The organism is Pontibacter roseus DSM 17521, from assembly GCF_000373265.1.
GTDB lineage: Bacteria > Bacteroidota > Bacteroidia > Cytophagales > Hymenobacteraceae > Pontibacter > Pontibacter roseus.
In genome coordinates this window covers 588,325-607,968 of sequence record NZ_KB890762.1, presented here as the reverse complement: position 1 = coordinate 607,968, position 19,644 = coordinate 588,325, and the positions used below count along the sequence as shown (strand labels likewise).

Annotated in this window: 17 protein-coding genes; 9 read left to right on the top strand and 8 right to left on the bottom strand. The window is 52.2% G+C overall.

The features are described 5' to 3' along the window. Positions 1 to 195: 195 nt before the first annotated feature. From B051_RS0109225 to B051_RS0109215, 3 genes are all read right to left on the bottom strand, one after another. Entirely contained in the window at positions 196 to 900 is a 705-nt protein-coding gene (locus B051_RS0109225; RefSeq protein WP_018477912.1) for a Crp/Fnr family transcriptional regulator, read from the bottom strand. Between the two features lie 157 nt (positions 901 to 1,057). Further along, entirely contained in the window at positions 1,058 to 1,591 is a 534-nt protein-coding gene (locus B051_RS0109220; protein WP_018477911.1) for a plastocyanin/azurin family copper-binding protein, read from the bottom strand. 32 nt (positions 1,592 to 1,623) lie between these two features. Continuing rightward, positions 1,624 to 3,369 carry a L,D-transpeptidase family protein gene (locus tag B051_RS0109215; RefSeq protein WP_018477910.1) on the bottom strand — a complete coding sequence of 582 codons (1,746 nt, stop codon included), beginning with the start codon at positions 3,367 to 3,369 and terminating at the stop codon, positions 1,624 to 1,626. A gap of 433 nt (positions 3,370 to 3,802) precedes the next feature. Between B051_RS0109215 and B051_RS0109210 the strand changes: the two genes are divergently transcribed. Beyond that, entirely contained in the window at positions 3,803 to 5,605 is a 1,803-nt protein-coding gene (locus B051_RS0109210; RefSeq protein WP_018477909.1) for a M1 family metallopeptidase, read from the top strand. Positions 5,606 to 5,755: 150 nt separating this feature from the next. Here B051_RS0109210 and B051_RS0109205 read toward each other — a convergent pair whose 3' ends face one another. After that, positions 5,756 to 6,259 (bottom strand): YciE/YciF ferroxidase family protein, encoded by a 504-nt coding sequence (locus B051_RS0109205; RefSeq protein WP_018477908.1) that lies wholly within the window; start codon positions 6,257 to 6,259, stop codon positions 5,756 to 5,758. Between the two features lie 345 nt (positions 6,260 to 6,604). Here B051_RS0109205 and B051_RS0109200 point away from each other — a divergent pair, with 345 nt between their 5' ends. Beyond that, positions 6,605 to 7,498 carry a cyanophycinase gene (locus B051_RS0109200; protein ID WP_018477907.1) on the top strand — a complete coding sequence of 298 codons (894 nt, stop codon included), beginning with the start codon at positions 6,605 to 6,607 and terminating at the stop codon, positions 7,496 to 7,498. A 22-nt stretch (positions 7,499 to 7,520) separates the two neighbouring features. Here B051_RS0109200 and B051_RS0109195 read toward each other — a convergent pair whose 3' ends face one another. Further along, positions 7,521 to 8,444: an isoaspartyl peptidase/L-asparaginase family protein gene (locus tag B051_RS0109195; protein ID WP_018477906.1), complete on the bottom strand. Its 924-nt coding sequence runs from the start codon at positions 8,442 to 8,444 to the stop codon at positions 7,521 to 7,523. Between the two features lie 170 nt (positions 8,445 to 8,614). Here B051_RS0109195 and B051_RS0109190 point away from each other — a divergent pair, with 170 nt between their 5' ends. Together B051_RS0109190 and B051_RS0109185 are read left to right on the top strand one after the other, a co-directional pair. Next, a complete protein-coding gene (locus B051_RS0109190) occupies positions 8,615 to 8,992 on the top strand; it encodes a DUF3127 domain-containing protein (protein WP_018477905.1) in 378 nt (125 codons plus the stop codon). Between the two features lie 179 nt (positions 8,993 to 9,171). Then, complete coding sequence (locus B051_RS0109185) at positions 9,172 to 9,792, top strand: AlbA family DNA-binding domain-containing protein (protein WP_018477904.1); 621 nt, start codon at positions 9,172 to 9,174, stop codon at positions 9,790 to 9,792. A gap of 89 nt (positions 9,793 to 9,881) precedes the next feature. On the opposite strand, the gene B051_RS0109180 is transcribed toward B051_RS0109185, so the two are convergent. Continuing rightward, positions 9,882 to 10,346: a toxin-antitoxin system YwqK family antitoxin gene (locus tag B051_RS0109180; RefSeq protein ID WP_157578714.1), complete on the bottom strand. Its 465-nt coding sequence runs from the start codon at positions 10,344 to 10,346 to the stop codon at positions 9,882 to 9,884. Between the two features lie 304 nt (positions 10,347 to 10,650). Here B051_RS0109180 and B051_RS0109175 point away from each other — a divergent pair, with 304 nt between their 5' ends. Continuing rightward, complete coding sequence (locus B051_RS0109175) at positions 10,651 to 12,075, top strand: PhoH family protein (RefSeq protein ID WP_018477902.1); 1,425 nt, start codon at positions 10,651 to 10,653, stop codon at positions 12,073 to 12,075. A 114-nt stretch (positions 12,076 to 12,189) separates the two neighbouring features. Here the strand turns inward: B051_RS0109175 and B051_RS0109170 are convergent, their stop codons facing one another. Then, positions 12,190 to 12,741 carry an SRPBCC family protein gene (locus B051_RS0109170; protein ID WP_018477901.1) on the bottom strand — a complete coding sequence of 184 codons (552 nt, stop codon included), beginning with the start codon at positions 12,739 to 12,741 and terminating at the stop codon, positions 12,190 to 12,192. A gap of 166 nt (positions 12,742 to 12,907) precedes the next feature. On the opposite strand from B051_RS0109170, the gene B051_RS0109165 reads away from it, so the two are divergent. The 3 genes from B051_RS0109165 (at position 12,908) to gndA (ending at position 18,031) form a co-directional block, all read left to right on the top strand. Next, positions 12,908 to 13,390 carry a YkvA family protein gene (locus B051_RS0109165; RefSeq protein WP_026236291.1) on the top strand — a complete coding sequence of 161 codons (483 nt, stop codon included), beginning with the start codon at positions 12,908 to 12,910 and terminating at the stop codon, positions 13,388 to 13,390. A 195-nt stretch (positions 13,391 to 13,585) separates the two neighbouring features. Then, a complete protein-coding gene (locus B051_RS0109160; protein WP_018477899.1) occupies positions 13,586 to 15,913 on the top strand; it encodes a S46 family peptidase in 2,328 nt (775 codons plus the stop codon). 222 nt (positions 15,914 to 16,135) lie between these two features. After that, positions 16,136 to 18,031, top strand: a complete 1,896-nt coding sequence (gndA, locus tag B051_RS0109155; protein WP_018477898.1) for an NADP-dependent phosphogluconate dehydrogenase — start codon at positions 16,136 to 16,138, stop codon at positions 18,029 to 18,031. 160 nt (positions 18,032 to 18,191) lie between these two features. Here gndA and B051_RS0109150 read toward each other — a convergent pair whose 3' ends face one another. After that, entirely contained in the window at positions 18,192 to 19,064 is an 873-nt protein-coding gene (locus B051_RS0109150; protein WP_018477897.1) for an SDR family oxidoreductase, read from the bottom strand. A gap of 126 nt (positions 19,065 to 19,190) precedes the next feature. Here B051_RS0109150 and B051_RS0109145 point away from each other — a divergent pair, with 126 nt between their 5' ends. Beyond that, the gene (locus B051_RS0109145) at positions 19,191 to 19,595 is read left to right on the top strand and encodes a nuclease A inhibitor family protein (RefSeq protein ID WP_018477896.1); all 405 of its coding nucleotides are present in this window, start codon (positions 19,191 to 19,193) and stop codon (positions 19,593 to 19,595) included. Positions 19,596 to 19,644: the final 49 nt, after the last annotated feature.

Sequence of the window (19,644 nt, the reverse complement as noted above, 5' to 3'; positions counted from 1 at the left end):
AGCCCGAGCATATCGAATGAAAGAAACGCTTCCGCAGGGTATAGCCATAGTGCGGCAGGCGAGGCAGATATAAGTTGTTTTGTGATTAAAGTTTAGTGTTTTAGTATAAGGTGATTGGAGCCAAGCTGTGCTCTATCAGAAAAGGCAGGTGTCTTACACCTGCCTTTTTATATATACCTGTTGTAGCGTCTCTGCCTAGTCGTAGAGGTGACCTATCTTATACAGCTTCTCCTGGTCCAGGATGGTGATGGAACTGCCTTTGGTGGTGATGACCTGTTCGTCTTTAAAGTCAGATAGTAGGCGGATGGTGGTCTCTTTGGCGGTGCCCACTATGGAGGCCAGGTCTTCGCGGGAAATGGAGATGGTGAAGTTATCCTCGCCTTCGCGTTGTTGGTAAGTCTTCTGGAGAAGCAACAGGGCCTCGGCCAGGCGCTCGCGCACTGGTTTGTAGGCCATCTGCACCATACGCTCCTCGGCTTCACCCAACGCATTGGAGAGCAACTTCATCAAGCCACTGGCAAAATCCACGTTATGGCTGATGAGCTCCAGAAATTGTGAGCGTGGAATAAAGCAGACCACTGCATCTTCCAGACTCACGGCCGAGGCCGAATAGTTGGAGTCAGCCATAAGGGCGCGGTAGCCAATCACGTCGCCCGGCTTGGCCAAACGCACGATTTGCTCTTTGCCGTCGCTGCCCATCTTAGAAATTTTTATTTTGCCGGAGTTGATGCAGTAGAGTCCGCTCGGCTTCCCTCCCTCATGAAAAATCAGCTGCCCCTTTTTATAGGCATAGCAAGACTTGGTGGCAGAGAGTTGCTCCAACTCGGCACCGCGACAGCAGCCTAGCAAGGAAGAGGCTCTGCTGGTGCAGTTCTTGCAATCAGGAGTGGTGAATTTCATATGCAATCAGTATTCCGTAAAAATATACATTCAGCCGATAGGAAGTACGCAATATAACAGGCTTTTTTTCGGAATCGTTCGTTTGCCGCACTGGGGTAGATTTGCGCTAGCCTGGGAAAAAACAAGGCCCTCTGTGGAGGGCCTTGTGAACATACTGTTATTTTACAATCAGTGTGCCTCGCATCCGCTCATAATCTCCGGGGTAAGTGGAGACAAAGTCGTATGTGCCCGTGCTCTCCGGCGCCACAAACTCCAGTTTGACGGTCTGGCCCGGAAGCGCCAGCGGCGAGGCCGCTATGATGATGGAGCTGTCGGGCAGGTAATTGGCAGTGGCGCCCGCTTTGCTCCCCTCCTGCGCCGCTCGTTTGTACTGCCCCGGCTGGGTGAACACGATGTTATAAATCATTTTAGGGTCACTGCCTTCGTTGATGAGTTCCAGCTTGACGAGCGCATTGGCCTTCACCTCCAGCGTGTCCTGGTCGAATGCCATGCTCTCTTCCTCGGTTCCAACAGCTCGTATGGAGAGTTCCTGCACGGGCTGCAAAGTGGTGTCCTGCTCTGTTTCTTCCTGCTTCAGGGGCTCCTCCACAATGGTTTCCGGTTTCTCCGTCACATCTTCGGAGCTACCGCCATTGCAGGCAAAAAGAAAGAGGCCAGTTAATAGACTATAAACTATAGTACGGAAGTTCATGTGTTTATACTGATAGGTTAGCTTCTGCGGAATTAGCTAAAGAACTCCTGCTCAAGCTTCTTGTCGTGCCCGTAAATGTCCTCTCGGAAGTGCACATTCCCGGCCTCGTCGACCCAGCTGGTGAAGTATACCAGGTATACCTGCAGCTTTTTAGGGAGCGTTATCCATATTTCCTCCCCTCCGTTTATGGTCTCCCGAATCCTGTTCTCATCCCACTCCGGCATGTCCTGCAGTACGTACTTGGCTAGTTCCATAGGTTTTTCCAGTCGCACACAACCGTGGCTAAAGCCGCGTTGCGTCTGGCTGAAGAGCTGGCCTGATGGGGTATCGTGCAGGTATACGGCGTGCTCATTGGGGAAAAGGAACTTCATGCTGCCCAGTGAGTTCTTAGGCCCAGGACGCTGGCGCACCATGTAAGGGAAGTTCTTCTCCGTGACAGAAGCCCAGTCAATGGAGAAAGGGTCAATTGGTTTCGGGTCTTTCTCCTTGGTCACGATTTCCATGTTCTGTCTTTCCAGCCAACCGGAATCACGCAACATGGCAGGGGCCACTTCCTTCTCAACAATGCTGTTTGGCAGGTTCCAATAAGGCGCCAGTACCACATACTCCATCTTATCGCTGAAGATGGGTGTGGAGTTCAGCGTCTTGCCCACAATCACGTTCATTTCCATCACTTTCTTATAGGCCCGCTCGGCTTCGGGGTCGTTGTCCGGGTCTTCGTAGATGTATAGTTTATATTCCGGTATGTTCACCCAGATGTATCGCTGGTCCTGGCTCTTGGGCACCAGTCGTTTAGGAATCCAGCGCCAGCGCTCCATGTTCATCATGATTTGATCGATGCGGCTCTCAATCGGCACGTTCATCATTTTGAGGGTGTTACCCCCCACCTTGCCGTCCTGGCTCAGGCCGTGCAGCAGTTGAAATTTCTTCACCTCTGCCTCCAGTTTCTCATCAAAACGGCGCATGGTGGAGTCATTCGGGTTGAGCTGTAAATCGGGGTTCAAACGCTTGCGCACCTGCAGCACTGCGGCGGCTGTGTCGCCTTTCTGCAACATCTTCCGCTTGCCCAGCTCGACCTTGGACCAGCCGCCTTTCTTTTCAATCTCTCTATACTTCTGCAGGGCATCGCGCAGGTCTATGTAGCCTTTGTGCAGCGCCTCAAACTCGTAATACGGATAAGTGCTCTCCCGTTCTTTCAGAATGGTCTGAAGGGCCTTGTGCAGCTTTATCTTGTTCTTCTTCACGCCCCACTCTACCTGCGTCACTTCGTTAGGGTTGATGCGGCCCCGGTAGAAGTCGGAGGCATAGTTGAAGTAAGTGCCTGTCAAGGCGACATCAATCTGCTGCTGCAGTTCCAGACGGGCAGAGTCTTTGCGGCCCATCTCTTTGTAGCGCGCTATCATGTTGTCTATGTCGACCACTTTGTATTCCTTAGGGTCGAGGCCTTCCTTGGCGGCATTGTTAAGCGTCGAGAGCAACTTGTCTGACTGCGGTACCAAATCCGTGTCTTTGAACCAGGCTAGGTTGTAGTCCCGCTCCCCGTAAAAGAGGTATATCAGGTCTTCATGCTTTTTAAAGGCTGGTTGCTTGTCAATGTAGCTTTTGATGAAGAGGCTGTCGGTGGCGCTTTGAGACAGCGTCTCCAATCCGAGCAAATCTTTTACGCCGGAGCCCTCGCCATCTTTGTTATCGCCGCTGCGGTTACAGGAGGCGAACAGGAACAGGCACAAAAGGCCTAGGGTGAATTGTTTCAGTTGCAGTAATTTATTTGGGTTCATGGGTGCTGGTTTTTGGTGAATGATGCTGCAGGCAGTGCAAACTAATTCAGGAGAGTGGCCTGCAATGGCAGGAACATGCTTTAAATTGTACTATTTGCCGCAGCATATCGCTTTCTGTCTATGCTTTTGGTTTATGTACTTCAATAGGCGTTAAAATGTTCTGCCAGCCAAGGCAGTGCTTCTCATCTAGTGACTTGAATTATGGCACAGTACCAGGTATAGCTGATTGGCTATACCTGATTTTCCACATAACATCCCATCTACTGCAGTCCGCTATACCTTGTTTTTAACATTTGAGGCAAATGATGTATCTTTCCGTTTGCATATACAAACGACTATGACTCCATACCGTAAATGTCTACTCGGTTTAGGTCTGGCGAGCTGCCTGCAATTGGCGGCCTGTTCCACCCAAACAAAGAGCCACGAAGAAACTATGACAACCCAGCAGCAAGACATGGCGCAGGCCCCTGCCGACGTGCACAGCTTCGCCAAACCGGCAGAGGCGGTAGCCCGACACCTGGACCTGGACATTGCCGTCAACTTCGACAAGAAGACAATAAGCGGCAAAGCCACCTACCAGATTGAGAACCTGGCAAAGGGCAACCGCATCGTATTCGACACCCGAGGTCTCAACATTGAACAGGTATACCTGGGCGAAGAACAGACACCCACCACCTTCCGTCTAGGTGACGAAGCCAAATTCCTGGGAAGGCCGCTGGAAGTGGATATAAAACCAGACACACGCCTGGTGACGATACAGTATAACACAACAGCGAACGCCGACGCGTTGCAGTGGCTGAGCCCGCAACAGACGGCTGGCAAAAAGCACCCGTTCCTGTTCACGCAGTCGCAGGCCATCCTGGCCCGTACCTGGATTCCGATTCAGGACAGCCCAGGTATACGCATCACCTACAGCGCTAAAGTGAAGGTGCCTAAGGAACTGCTGGCCGTGATGAGTGCTGAAAACCCGATGCAGAAGAACAGCACCGGCGAGTATACCTTTGAAATGCGTCAGGCGATACCTTCCTATTTGATGGCGCTGTCGGTTGGAGATTTAGTGTTCAAGCCTATCGGGCAGCAGACGGGCATCTACGCCGAACCAGCCACCATTGATGCGGCGGTGTACGAGTTCGCTGAGATGGACAAGATGCTGGTGGCAGCCGAGAAACTGTACGGCAAGTACCGATGGGACCGCTACGACCTGCTGGTGCTCCCGCCTTCCTTCCCTTTTGGAGGTATGGAGAACCCGCGCCTCACGTTTGTGACACCCACGGTCCTGGCCAAAGACCGTTCGCTCACCAGCCTGATAGCGCATGAACTGGCCCACAGTTGGAGCGGCAACCTGGTGACCAATGGCACATGGGACGATTTCTGGCTGAACGAAGGCTTCACGGTATACTTTGAGCGCCGCATCATGGAAGAACTGTATGGCAAGGAGTATGCTGACATGCTCAACGTGCTGGGTTTTCAGGATTTGCAGAACACGCTGGAAGAATTGGGTCCAGACAGTGAGGACACCAGGCTGAAGCTGGACCTGGAAGGCCGTGACCCTGATGAAGGCCTGACCGACATTGCCTATGAAAAGGGCAATTTCTTTTTGCAGAACATTGAGCGAGCCGTGGGGCGTGAGTGCTTCGACCAGTTCGTCAACAAGTATTTCCAGACCTTCGCCTTCCAGAGCACCAATACCGACCTGTTCCTGGACTTCCTCCGCTCAGAGCTGATAAAGGGAGATGAGAAACTGGCTGAGCAAATAAACATCGAAGGCTGGGTATACTCTCCTGGTCTGCCGGTAGGCTTCCAGAAACCTACCTCCAGCCGTTTCGCGCAGGTGGAGCAGGCGTATACCTCCTGGAAGAGTGGCAAGCCTGCCGCGCAGTTAAACACCAAGGAGTGGTCAAGCCATGAATGGCTGCACTTCATCCGGATGCTGCCTGAGCAGATGAGCGAGCAGCAGTTGGCAGAATTGGATAAAGCGTTCGGTTTCACCAACTCCGGCAACTCTGAGGTGTTGGCGGCCTGGTTCATCCATACCATCCGCAACAACTACACCACCGCCGACCAAGCGCTGGAAACATTCCTGACCAACGTAGGCCGCCGCAAGTTCCTGGTTCCCATCTACAAGGCTTTGGCTGCGACGCCGGAGGGCAAGAAGAAGGCATTGGCCATCTACGCAAAAGCTAAGCCCAACTATCACGCCGTGTCCACAAGTACCCTCGATGCCATGCTGAAGTAGCAAGGACGATTGCTATACCTGGAAATAAGAAAGCCCCAGTTCAAAAACTGGGGCTTTCTGTTGGTGCCTGAAAACGAAAAACTCCGTCTGCTTCTGACCAGCTGGGTTAGCGTGGGGAAGGACGGAGTTTTTTCCGTTATGCTTTAAGGATTAGCGGCCGCCTTTGTTCTCGGCCTTGATATTGATTTTGCTTTCGGCAATACTGGTCAATTTCATGTCAGTTGACTTTTCTTCTTCAAGAGTCTGGTGCAGTAGGTTAAGCACTTCGGTATGGCCGAGCTGCTTGGCAAAGGTGCAAACCGTGCCATAGCCGGCAATCTCATAATGCTCTACACGCTGTGCGCTGGCAATCAAGGCGGCATCCATCACATCAGGGTCAGCGTTTTCAGACATGATATCCTGCGCCTCCTTTATGATTCCTTCCATTGCCTTACACTTCTCGCCAGTGGCTTTCTGTCCCAGTTTCTCAAAGACCATGTCCAGGCGCTCAATCTGCTTCTCGGTCTCACGCAGGTGCATCTCAAAGGCATTCTTCAAATCAGTTGAGGAAGCCTCTTTGGCCATTAGAGGAAGAGCTTTCATGATTTGGTTCTCTGCGTTATACAGGTCCTTTAGCTCATGGATGAATAGGTCATTTAAGTTGTTTAATTTCATAGCTTGGAAAGGTTTAGCGTCGTTAAAAAATTTACAATTGCTTGTGGGTTTACTATACGGCAGCTTTTTGCTTAGGTTAGAAAATATAACTTTTATTAGATAAAATCTATATTTATACATTTGAAAAGGTTATGTATATGATTTTAAATATATAATAAGGTTGGTATCCTAGCAGAAAACCAGTAGTTTGGCAGCTGTTGCAGGCTCCTAGAGCTTTAATTGTGGAAGGAAGCCGTAACGATTTTCAGAAAACAGGGTACTCTTATTGGGTAGCTGCTGCTCAGGCAGAAACCTGCACATTTTTTGCTCATACATTATCTATAACCCTTATAACCCTAAACGCACGTGGATAGACCAAAAGGAAAGCTTTTTGCAATTGGAGGGAACGAAGACAAGGGGTCGTACCCCAACCCCAAGTCTAAAAAGAAGTACTACCTGGATTTTTTTGAACTGGGCATACTCAAGCGCTTCCTGACTGAGATACCCGCAAAGCAGCCTTCCATAGAAGTCATCACGACGGCTTCACTTATACCTGAGGAGGTAGGTGAGCGCTACGAGAGCGCATTTGGTATTCTGGGTTGTAGCACCATGAACCTGATGCACATCCGCGAAGAGGAAGACGCCTTCAAACCCGAGTACATAGAACGAATCCGCAATGCGGACGGAGTCATGTTCAGTGGCGGCGACCAATCGCGTTTGACTCGCATCTTCGGTGGCACCGAAATACTGGACATCCTCAAGCAGCGCTACTGGAACGAGGAATTCGTTATTGCCGGCACCAGCGCGGGCGCCATGGCCATGTCACAAATCATGATTAAAGGAGGCAGTTCCACAGAATCGCTTCTGCGCGGCTCTGTTAAAATCGGGCAAGGCTTCGGATTGATTGAAGGCGTTATCATTGACTCTCATTTCGTTATCCGCGGGCGTTTTGGCAGGCTGATGGAGGCGGTGGTCACCCACCCAAAAACGGTAGGCATAGGTTTGGGCGAAGACACGGGCGTGCTAATTACGGAAGGCCACATCATTGAGACAATTGGCTCAAACCTGGTAGTAGTGGCAGATGGGCACCACGTGAACTATACCAATATAGATGAGGTAGAGCCTGGAAAACCCGTTTCCATAGCCGGTATGATGATGCACGTATTAGCCAAAGGCAATGTCTTTAATATGGAGACGCGTGAGTTCCACAAAAGCCTGGAGACGCTGGAGCGAATGGAAAAGCAGGAGATGCAGTCGTAATTCTGCTTTCGCTCCTGCCCCACTATTTATAGATGGCCACCAGGGCCTCTTTGCCTGATGCTCTGCAGCCTCTGTACATCCCTTCGGAGTTAAAGGGCAGCGCGATGTTCCCCACCTTGTCCACGGCTATAAGGCCTCCCTCTCCCCCGAACTTCACCAGTTTGTCCAGCACCACCTGTTCACAGGCCTCCTGCAAGGTATAGCCTTTGTACTCCATCAGGCACGAAATGTCGTAGGCCACAACGGCTCGAATGAAAAATTCGCCGTGTCCGGTGCAGGAAATAGCGCAGGTGGCATTGTTGGCGTAAGTGCCAGCCCCGATGATGGGCGTATCCCCTATCCGATTGTAGTTCTTGTTGGTCATGCCGCCCGTGGAGGTAGCGGCACCCAGGTTGCCTTCTGCGTCCAGGGCCACGGCTCCCACTGTTCCGAATTTCCGGTCGTGGGTATGGTCGAGTATGAAGACGTCGGTGTCACGCACCTCGCGCCATTGCTTGTAGCGGTGTGCGTCATAGAAGTATTCCTCCGGCTCAAAGGAGATGTCGTATTTCCGGGCGAACTCCTCTGCGCCGTAGCCGCTCATGAACACATGGTCCGAATGCTCCAGAATGGCGCGCGTCAGTTGGATTGGATTCCGAATGCTGCGCACGCCTGCCACCGCGCCGGCCTGCATGGTTTTCCCGCACATAATGGCTGCATCCATCTCGTGCTTCCCATCCTTGGTGAAGACAGACCCCTTGCCGGCGTTGAACAAAGGAGAGTCTTCCAGGCGCACCACGGCCAGTTCCACAGCATCCAGCGCAGAGCCCCCAGCCTCCAGCACCTGGTAACCGGCGTCCAGCGCATGGGAGAGAGCGGCTTTGTAGGCTTTTTCGAGTTCGGGCGTCATGGAGGCAGGCGTGATGGTGCCCGCTCCTCCGTGTATGGCGAGGGCAATGTTGGACATGGTCTTGCTGTTGTTGGTCGTTAGCCTCCTACGCCTGATTTGGCACGCCTGTTCTGTAAGCTCTTGAAACAGCTAAAAATATTATCCCGAAAGGCAGTAATCCGGGCTCAAAAGGCAAAGATTTTGTATATTTGTACGTAGATCAATCTATTAATTCTAAAGTTTATTTTATGTCGTTTGATATTCAAGGAAAGCTGTACGAGGTATTTGAGGAGCAGCAAGTAAGCGAGAAATTCAGAAAGCGTGAGTTCGTACTCGAGATTCCGGATGGCTCATTCACACAGTACTGCAAGTTTCAGCTCACGCAGGACAAGTGCAACCTGGTAGACCAGTACAAGCCGGGTGACGAGGTGAAAGTTACCTTCAACCTGACAGGCAAGCCTTTCACGAAAAACGGACAAACCATGTATTTCACCAACCTGCAGGCTTGGCGCATAGAAGGTGCGGCTTCCGGTGGTGGATTCAGTGCACCTGCTGGTTCCTCGGCTCAGGAGTCCTCGGCTCCTTCCTTCTACAGCAGCGATGCCGACAATGATTTGCCTTTCTAATCTGATAATACGTACACTAAAAGCGAGCCCCACCGGCTCGCTTTTTTTATGTCCTTCCCGGTCTTCAGGTATAGCCCTGTATCCGTTCCGACTGCTGCACCGGGAAGCACACATGCTGCAACTGAACAGTGGCAGGTATAGCAGGCTCATTCGCCTATACCTGTCAAGAAGCACTTACTATGGATGATATTCAGCGCCTGATACTTCAGGGAGAAAACGACCAGGTTGATTTCAAGCAGCGGGTGACGCAGCCCGACAAAATAGCCCGTACGTTGGTTTCCTTCGCCAACACACGTGGCGGTACCATCCTCATCGGGGTGAAGGACAACGGCCGGGTATGCGGAGTAGACCCCGAAGAGGAAAAGCATACCCTGCAGCTTGCCGCCAGTTTCTACTGTGACCCGCCACTGGCGTTATTATATGAGGAAGTGGAACTGGATGGGCTGACCATTTTGAAAGTCATCATTCCGGAGAGCAGGCACAAGCCGCATTTCGCGAAGGTGAAGGAAGATGACTGGCGCGGCTATGTGCGGGTGAAAGACACCAGCGTGCAGACGAGCAAAATGGTGGATAAGGTGCTGCAGGCAGAGGAGCCGGCATTTGAGCACATTCCGCTGGACCGCCACGAGCAAGCGGCCCTCGACTACCTGGCCCTGAACCGTCGTGTTACGCTGCGTCAGTACATGAAGCTGGCAAACCTGTCAGAAAGACGAGCCTACCGCATACTGGTCAAGCTGGTGCTGCACGGCTACCTGCGCCTGCACGACAAGGAAAAGGAAGAATACTATACCTTGAGTTAAATGCCGAGCAGGTATGGGTTCCTCGGTTTATTGCCGAACAGCCATCAAAGGAAAGCTTTACTAGGTTATTAGAATCCTACAGGCTATACCTACTTTGTAGCCAATTCCAGCCGTATCTCCCTTCCTTTCTCATAGTATTCTGCGTGGCTGAACTGTCCCTGCCGGTCGTACACCTGCCAGGTACCAGTCCAGAAATAATGGATGTCCCGCTCCGTCTCCACCACCCGGGCCATGCCTTGCCGCTCCACTTGGCGGTTGTCGTGGTATACCTTGGTCAGGAAAAAAGGCGACTTCCGCTTGTGATACTCTATTTTCCGGAGCTGGCCATTCGGGTGGTAGTAGCGCCAAACGCCTGTTTCCCGCCCGTGCCTATACCTGCCGTTTCGCAGCAGCGTGGCGTTGTCTGCCGTATATATTTTCCATCGGCCATGGTATTGACCTTCTTTATCGAAGCGGTTCCTCCCAAAAGGCCACAGCTTTTTAGGTCGCGGCTCTGCCAGTGTCAGCAGGGGCAATAACAGGAGAAAGAAACAGATGCAGATTCGCCTATCCATACAGCTAACATTTAAAACAAACAACTACAACCGCACCAAAATTAAAAAATATTTTTTTTAAACTAATAGTTTAGTTATACTCTATTTAAATACGTAATGTTTTCACATTCAGTAGCATATAGTGAAAATAGATTATTCAATGCAGTCGTCGTTCCAAACACAGGATATAACATAGTGTTTTGAAGATAGACGAAGTGATATGGTTTGCGTAAAAAGGGTATGATTGGAGGGACAGCCTCTGTTCCCAATCGTCCACAGAGGCAGAAGACAGTTGCTATCCATTTCACCCTTTAGCCCATCCCTTATGCCGAGAAACACCAAGAGCCAAAAGGCTAACGATGCAGAAGTTGTAACGTCAACAGCCACTACTGTTCCACTACCTGCCAACGGCAAAGCCAAGGCAGCCGATTCCAAAGCCAAAAAGATATTCGTCCTCGACACATCCGTCATCCTGTATGACCACAGCGCCATCCAGAACTTCCAGGAACACGATGTGGCTATACCTATCACGGTGCTCGAGGAGCTCGACAACTTCAAGAAAGGCAACGACATTAAGAACTTCGAGGCGCGAGAATTCATCCGCTTCATAGACAAACTTTCCTCGGAACACATGCTGCAGGAGTGGATTCCGCTCAACGGCAAGACCAAAGGCAAGTTCAAGGTGCTCATGCACAACAACTCCAACGTAGACGCCACAAAGATATTCGGGGAGAAGAACGACCACCACATCCTCAACTCAGCGCTGCAGATGCAGCAGGAGTTCCCCAAAAGCAATGTGGTACTGGTCACGAAGGACATCAACCTGCGCCTCAAGGCGCGCGCCCTCAACCTGACGGCAGAAGACTATGAGACGGGCAAGATACAGGATGTGGCCGGCCTCTATACCGGCAGCGACACGTTGGAGGAAGTGCCCGCCAACATCATCAACGACCTCTATGAGCAAGGCCGCAGCGACAGCGACAATGTAATCAAAGAGACGCCGCCTGATAACCATTATTATGTGCTTAAAAGCTTCAAGAACTCCGTCCTCTCCTACTTCAATCCGGTTGAGAACCAGTTTGAGCGGGTGGACAAGCAGTCGGCCTTTGGGGTGAAGCCGCGTAACGCGGAGCAGACTTTTGCCATGCACGCGCTGCTCAACCCGCGCATCAAGCTGGTGAGTATACAGGGCGTAGCCGGCACGGGCAAAACGCTGCTGGCACTGGCCAGTGCCTTAGAGCAGCGCCGCGAGTACAAGCAGATATACCTGGCCCGCCCCATTGTGCCGCTCAGCAACAAAGACATCGGCTACCTGCCCGGTGACATCAAATCGAAGCTGAATCCCTACATGGAGCCGCTTTGGGACAACCTGAAATACATCCAGAACCAGTATGCCGAGACAAGCAAGGAGTACCAGAAGATACGCGAACTGTTAGACCTGGAGAAACTCGTGATTACGCCGCTTGCCTACATCCGAGGGCGCAGCCTTTCCAACATCTTCTTCATCGTGGATGAGGCCCAGAACCTGACGCCCCATGAGGTGAAGACCATCATCTCACGGGCGGGCGAAAACACAAAAATCGTCTTTACCGGTGACATTTACCAGATTGACACACCCTACCTCGACTCGCAAAGCAACGGCCTCTCCTACCTGATTGACCGGGCCCGCAACCATCCGCTCTACGCCCACATCACGCTGCTGAGGGGCGAGCGGTCTGAACTGGCGAACCTGGCAAACGAACTTCTGTGATGCACAGCAGATGGCAGCAAAGAAAAAGCAGCAGCTAAGGTATAGCTGCGGCTTTTTTAAGTTAGTAGAGAATTAACCTTTTTGTTAGAATTAGCAGTGTCACTTAAAGCAGGCTCACAGGGCTTTAGTGGAGCTTTGTGCCTCAAAGAGGCTTTTTAAGGAGCTTAAGCTCTGTTCAGTTTCGTTTTCTGTCTGCAGTTTTCTGAAAAACCCTTTGTACTTCGCCATTGGGTTGTCCTCCAGGCTGGTCTTCTGCTGCCATACCACGCGTGTACTGTCAGCCATCGGCTGCAGGCTGAATACGCCTATCGTTTCATAGGGCTCGCCTTTCACCTGCTGTTTGTAGTAGAGCTGTGAGGGAGGCGTGCTTTCCGTGAAGTGCATCTGTACCATTCCCAGTTTGTCTCCGTTCCACTGCTGGTAAGCGCCTTTGCCAGTCATCGGACCGCCATACAGGCGAATCATGGTGGGGTCGTAGGTTTTGTTCCAGGCATTCCATTTTTCCCATTGGGTAGGGTTGTTGAGGTAGGGGAACACCTTCTCGGCCGGGGCCTGCACGACCACCGACTTGGTCACCTCCGAGGAAACAGGCAACAGGAAAGAACCAGAATAAACCGCGGCCACTGTCACCAGCAGTGACACGATCAGGATGATGAGCGCCTTCATAAAATAAGCGGTAGAGTTAGATTAGGCTTTGCACAATGGAGTGGTAAAAGTACTCCAATTTAAAGGAGAATACAGGTCGTAGTCAAGTGTCTGTAGATTTATTTTCAAATATATTTATCCAGGCTGATTTGCCACACCTTCTCCCTTCATACCAAATTGGGGAACCATGCCGTATAAGTGCAAAACTAAAACGACGATTATGATTAATGATTTGATAAACAAAGGGCTGCAACTCTCGCAGCACAGCATGTTCAAGCGGTTCTTGGGAAAGGCAGGCGGTTTTATGTCGAAGCCTGTCAAACTGGGCATGTTGCTCACGACGGCCTATGGCAAACTGGTGGATGTGGACAGTAACAAAAGTGGCTTCGCGCAGGTGAAGGACTTCATGCAGACTTTCATCCGGCTGGTAAAGGCTTATTCGAATGGCTCTTACCGCAACGTTTCGAATAAATCACTGCTCGTAGGCGTAGCCGTGCTCCTCTACCTGGTCACCCCGCTCGATGTCATACCCGATTTTATACCTTTTATAGGATTTCTGGATGATATCAGCTTGATGGCCTGGTTCATTGATTCCTTCCAAAAGGAAATCACCAACTTCAGAACCTGGGAGAGCAACTCAAACTTCACTCCTACCCCCGGTACGCTTTAATAATGAAGGCTATGGTATAGCTGCTATACCTGGTGTTAAATAACAGACTGGCTGGTGCCTCAAAGGCATTGGCCAGTCTTTTTTTGGCTATACCTGTAGCGTATGGCGTCTGCCGCAGCCTCAGCCTGGTTTCCGAATCGCATTCCTGAATTAATGCTTATCTTCGGCTTTTGAAATCAACTCTTATTCTAAACCATGATTAGCAAACGCATCGTAGCATTTTTTGCCGCTGCTTTCTTGAGTCTGGGTATAAGCACCGCCCGCCCCGATGAGGGCATGTGGCTGCCTATGCTCCTAAAGCAGCTCAACGAGTCGGAAATGCAGAAAAAGGGCATGAAGCTCTCTGCAGAGGATATCTACAGCATCAACCAGTCCAGCCTCAAAGACGCCATCGTGTCTTTCGGTGGCTTTTGTACCGGTGAGATGATATCCGCTGAAGGGCTCCTGCTCACCAACCACCACTGCGGTTACGGCCAGATTCAGAACCACAGCTCCGTGAAGAACGATTACCTGACGGAGGGCTTCTGGGCGATGAACCGCCAGCAGGAACTCCCGAATCCAGGTTTGACGGCCACTTTCATCGTGCGTATGGACGATGTGACGAAGCAGATTTTGGCGGGTATACCTGCCAACGCATCAGAGACCGAGCGTGAAGCGGCTATCCAGCGCAACATCGCCAAGGTACGCCAGGAGTCTACGGCCGGCACGCATTACGATGCCGTTATCCGACCGTACTTCTATGGCAACGAGTATTACATGTACATCACCGAGACCTTCCGTGATATCCGCTTGGTGGGCGCTCCGCCTTCCTCCATCGGCAAATTCGGCGGCGACACAGACAACTGGATGTGGCCACGCCATACCGGTGACTTCTCGCTTTTCCGCATCTACGCCGGGGCCGACAACAAACCAGCCGATTACTCGCCCAACAACAAGCCTTACCAGCCCAAGCACCACCTGCCCATCTCGCTCAGCGGCGTGAACGAGGGTGACTTCACAATGGTCTTCGGCTTCCCGGGCCGCACCAATGAGTATCTGACCTCGCATGCCATCCAGGAGATACAAGAGGTGTCCAATCCTGCCAAAATCAAGATACGCGACACGAAGCTGAACATCCTCAACGAGGACATGAAAGCGTCTGATGCCGTGCGCATTCAGTATGCCGCCAAGCACGCGAGTGTGGCCAATGCTTGGAAAAAGTGGATTGGCGAGAGCCGCGGCCTGCGCAAAGCCAACACCATCGCCCGCAAGCAGGAACTGGAGAAGCAGTTTAACCAGTGGGCATCAGCCGATGCGGCGCGCAAGCAGCAGTATGGCAATTTGATGGCGCAGTTTGAGAAGAACTACAAGGCGCTGGAGGGAATCACCATCTCCCGCGACTACATTCTGGAGGCAGCGCAGGGTGTGGAACTCATAAAATACGCCACCGACTTTACCAAGCTGAACGAGTTGCTGGAGGCGAAGGCGCCACAGCAGGAAATCAACGCGCAGCTGGAGCGACTGGAGAAAGGTATAGCCGGTTTCTTCAAAAACTACAACGCCCCTACCGACAAGAAGGTGTTTGTGGCCCTGTTGAGCCTTTACTACAACGACATCGACCAGAAGCTGCATCCGGAGGCCCTCAAAATGGTGCGCCAGAAGTACAAAGGCGACTTCAGCAAGTATGCCGATGAGGTATACAGCAAGTCCCTGTTCACCTCAGAGGCAGGCGTGCGCAAAGCCCTGGCCGATATCAAAGCGGGCAAAGCCAATCCATTGAATAATGATGTGGGCTTCCAACTGGCCAACAGCATCAACGAGTACTACCGCACGCAGGTGCTGCCGACTTATACGCAGGTGAACGACAACCTGAACCTGCTTTACAGAAGCTATGTGGCCGGACTGCGCCAGATGCAGCAGGACCGCAAGTTCTACCCGGATGCCAACTCCACTCTTCGTGTGGCCTATGGCATTGTGGAGCCTTACGAGCCGGTAGATGGCGTGAAGTACAAGCATTACACCACCTTGGAGGGTATCATGGAGAAAGCCGCCTCAGGCGCCGCCGAAGATTACGCCATACCTGCCAAGTTGAAGCAACTGTACGACGCCAAGGACTACGGCCCTTACGGCGTAGATGGCCAGATGCCGGTTGCCTTTATCGCGTCGAATCATACCACTGGGGGAAACTCCGGTTCGCCCATCATCAACGCCAACGGCCAGCTCATCGGCACCAACTTCGACCGCAACTGGGAAGGCACCATGAGCGACCTGACTTACAACCCGGACCAGGTGCGCAACATCTCGGTGGATGTGCGCTACATGCTGTTCATTGTGGACAAGTTCGCAGGAGCCGGCCACCTGGTGCAGGAGATGACACTTGTTTCCGATGACACTTCTGGCCTGCCGCAAGTGGATGCCCGCAAGAAAGTGGAGGCTGCCAAGCCAGAACTTTCGAAGAAGGAGCTACGCAGAGCCGAGAAGGCAAAGCGCAAAGCCGAGAAAGAAGCCAAAAAGAAAGCCAAAGAAGCCGTCGAGGTAGATTAGGGTTAACCCAGTTTCTCCAATTTTGAAAGCCCCGTTTGGTTATCAGGCGGGGCTTTTTGTTTTAAATAGCCCCGGGTAAAAGCCTGCTTATTTGGATGCTGCTGCATTATATCTTGCGCAGCTGAGTTCGCTCCTGCGCTTCAATTGTAAACCCCTTTCAACATAATCGTACACTAGGTAAAGCAGCCGCTGAGCTCTTGAATCTGTACAAAACAAGTTGACATGATATACATCGTGATGGGTGTTTCGGGAAGTGGCAAAACCACCGTTGGACTGATGCTGGCTGAGCGGCTGCAATTGCCTTTCTATGATGCAGACGACTACCACTCCCCGGCCAGTATAGCCATAATGCGCCAGGGTGTACCGCTGACTGACGAGGACCGTTTGCCCTGGCTAAATGAACTGGCAGCTGCCCTACCTGCCTGGGAAGAGGCCGGCGGCGCTGTCGTGGCCTGTTCTGCTCTTAAAGAAAGTTACCGGAAACTCCTCATGACCGTTCCCCATATCACCTGGATATACCTGGACGGGACACGAGACACTATCCTGGAGCGGCTGCAGGCCCGTAATGCACACTTCATGCCCCCCGTCCTGCTCGACTCACAACTAGAGGCCTTGGAGAAACCAGCGTATGGCATCCATGTAGATGTCTCCATGAGCCCGGAGCAGATTGTAAATCAAGTAGAAACCAAAATAAAACATATGATTCCTCTCTCTGAATTCGGCGTGATTGGCTTAGGCGTGATGGGCAAAAGCCTGGCGCTGAACCTGGCCGGCCACGGCGTCAGTGTGTCCATGTTCAACCGCCACGTCGCGGGCAAGGAAGAAGGTATAGCCGAGCAGGTCATCCGGGAAAATCCATCGTTCACCAACATAAAAGGGTTCGACCAGCTGGATGAGTTCGTGCAGTCGCTGGAGAAGCCCCGCAAGGTGCTGCTCATGATTTACGCCGGGGTAATAGACACTCAAATCGACGCGCTGCTCCCGTTGCTGGAACCTGGCGACGTAGTCATAGACGGCGGAAACTCCTACTTCAAAGATACAGCCCGAAGGACCCAGCTGCTCACCAGCCAAGGAATCCATTTTGTGGGTACTGGCATTTCGGGTGGCGAAGAGGGCGCACGCAAAGGCCCCTCCATCATGCCCGGAGGCCCTAAGGCAGGTTACCAACTCATTTCGAAATACCTGGAGCTGATTGCTGCCCGCGACAGAACAGGCAAGCCCTGCACTACTTATGTGGGTCCGGAGGGAGCCGGGCATTTTGTGAAGATGGTGCACAACGGCATTGAGTACGCCGAGATGCAGGCGCTGGCCGAAGCCTATCATTTGCTGCGCCACATGCTCCAGCTTACACCTGCTGAAATCGCCGACCTCTTCAGTAGCTGGCAGACAAGCGGGCTAGGCAGTTACCTGTTGGAAATTACCATCGACATCCTCCGAAAAAAGGAAGATGGAGAACTGCTCTTGGACAAGGTGCTGGACCAGGCCGAGCAGAAAGGCACCGGTGGCTGGTCGGCAGGTGTGGCGTTGGAATATGGTGTTCCGTACGACTCCTTATCGGCTGCGGTGATGGCGCGCGCGCTGTCAGCCATGAAAACAGAACGGGTGCAGGCGGCACAGCTCTATGGGCAGCAGATTAAATCAATCGATGTGAATCAGGAGGAGTTTGTGAAACAGTTGAAGAACGCTTACCAGGCCACCCGCTATATCAACCACGAAATTGGCTTTAGACTGATGCAGCAGGTGTCAGCGCAGCAAAGCTGGGATATCAACTTCAGTGAGATTGCCCGCATCTGGACCAACGGCTGCATCATCCGTTCCCAATTGATGGAAGAGCTGGCCGAGCTCTACAAAACACAACAGTGTATCCTTACCGCTCCCGACGTGGCGGGGCGTATGCGTAGCTGGCAACAGGATTTCGCCTATTTGGTGTCGCAGGGGATGCAACATAGGGTTGCACTTCCCGTTATGTCTGCGGCGTTGAACTACTTCCTGGGCTATACCACGGCCGACTCACCTGCCAACCTGATTCAGGCGCAGCGCGACTATTTTGGGGCCCATACCTACCGGCGCAAAGACACTCCCTCAGGAGAGCACTTCCACTCTAATTGGAAGGTATAAGAAACCTGTCGGGGTGATACTTGTCTCTTAAAGTGCAACTTTACAGCAAACGGCCATCCATTGCCAAAAGCAAATCAGGTATGGCCGATTCTGTTTAGTTTTAACAACTATATGTAAGGGATAGCCAGTCAATTGAGTCTTCTTGACTCGCTAACTTCTACTATTGCCCTTTTCCGCGCATCTGCTTTTCCATGGCGTCCCACATTTCCTGCGGTATCTGGTCAAAGGCGTTGAACTCTCCGGCACCGTAAAGCCACTCGCCCCCATCAATCGTCACCACCTCGCCATTCACAAAGGCCGCATAATCCGACACCAGGTATGCTGCCAGATTCGCCAGCTCCTGGTGCTCGCCGAAGCGCCCCACAGGTATACGCTTCACCGGGTCCAGCTTATCGGCGAGCTGCTTCGGAAACAGGCGCGTCCAGGCACCCTCTGTGGGGAATGGTCCCGGTGCGATGGCGTTGGAGCGTATGCCATACTTGGCCCATTCTGATGCCAGCGACCGCGTCATAGCCAGCACACCCGCCTTGGCGCAGGCCGATGGCACTACGTAGCCAGAGCCGGTCCAGGCGTAAGTGGTCACAATGTTGAGGATGGTCCCCTCCTGCTTCTGTTCTATCCAATGCTTGCCCAGCGCCAGGGTGCAATTGTAGCTACCCTTGAGCACGATATCCGTTATGACGTCAAAGGCCTTGTGGCTGAGGCGCTCGGTTGGGCTCACGAAGTTGCCGGCGGCGTTGTTCACCAGCACATCCACCCGGCCGAACTTATCCAGTGTGGCCTGCAGCATGGCTTCAATCTCGTTGTATTTGCGCACATCGCACGCAATAGGTAGCACCTGTCCGCCTGTCTCTTGCATGAGTTCCTGCGCAGCCTGCTCCAGCACGTCTTGCTTGCGGCTGCAAATAACGGCATTGGCCCCGAGTTCCAGGAAGTATTTCACCATGGAGCGGCCAAGGCCGGTGCCGCCACCGGTCACAACAATTGTTTTGCCTTTCAGAGCACCTTCTTTCAGCATCGGTTCTGCTTTCATAAGCGTAGCTTCGTTTATAGTTTATCAGGTAACGTATAACACCATCACCCCGGTCATGCTAAAGATAAGCAACCGGGGCATTAAATTCAGGAAAAGATATACTCTTTTGAAAGCAGACCAACAGCCATGGAACTGAAACAGATTGAAGAAGAACTGAAAAGGGCCTTCAACGGGCTTCTCATGAGGAGCGAGACAGATGAGCCCTTTGAATTCTATTATGACGAAGAAAATACTGCCGATAAGCTGAACGAAGACACGGTGCGCAAACTGGCAGGTATGCCGGCCGAATATCCGCTGGAGGTGGTGGAGGTAGACTACTTCTTCCGCAACATGACCAAAGTAAATCCTGAGAACGGGACCGAAGGCGAGCAACAGGCACAGCGTTTCCGGCAGTTGCAGGAAAAGCTGCAGGAACTGCTACAGGATGTGAAGGTGTACAAAGTGGGCGAAGACCGCATCTCGGTGCTGATACTTGGAAAAACGCCCAACGGAGAAATAGCCGGCATCAAGACCGTCGTAGTCGAGACTTGATTAGCAGCTGAAATGCGCTAGAACCTAGTTCGCTATACCTGGAGTCCCA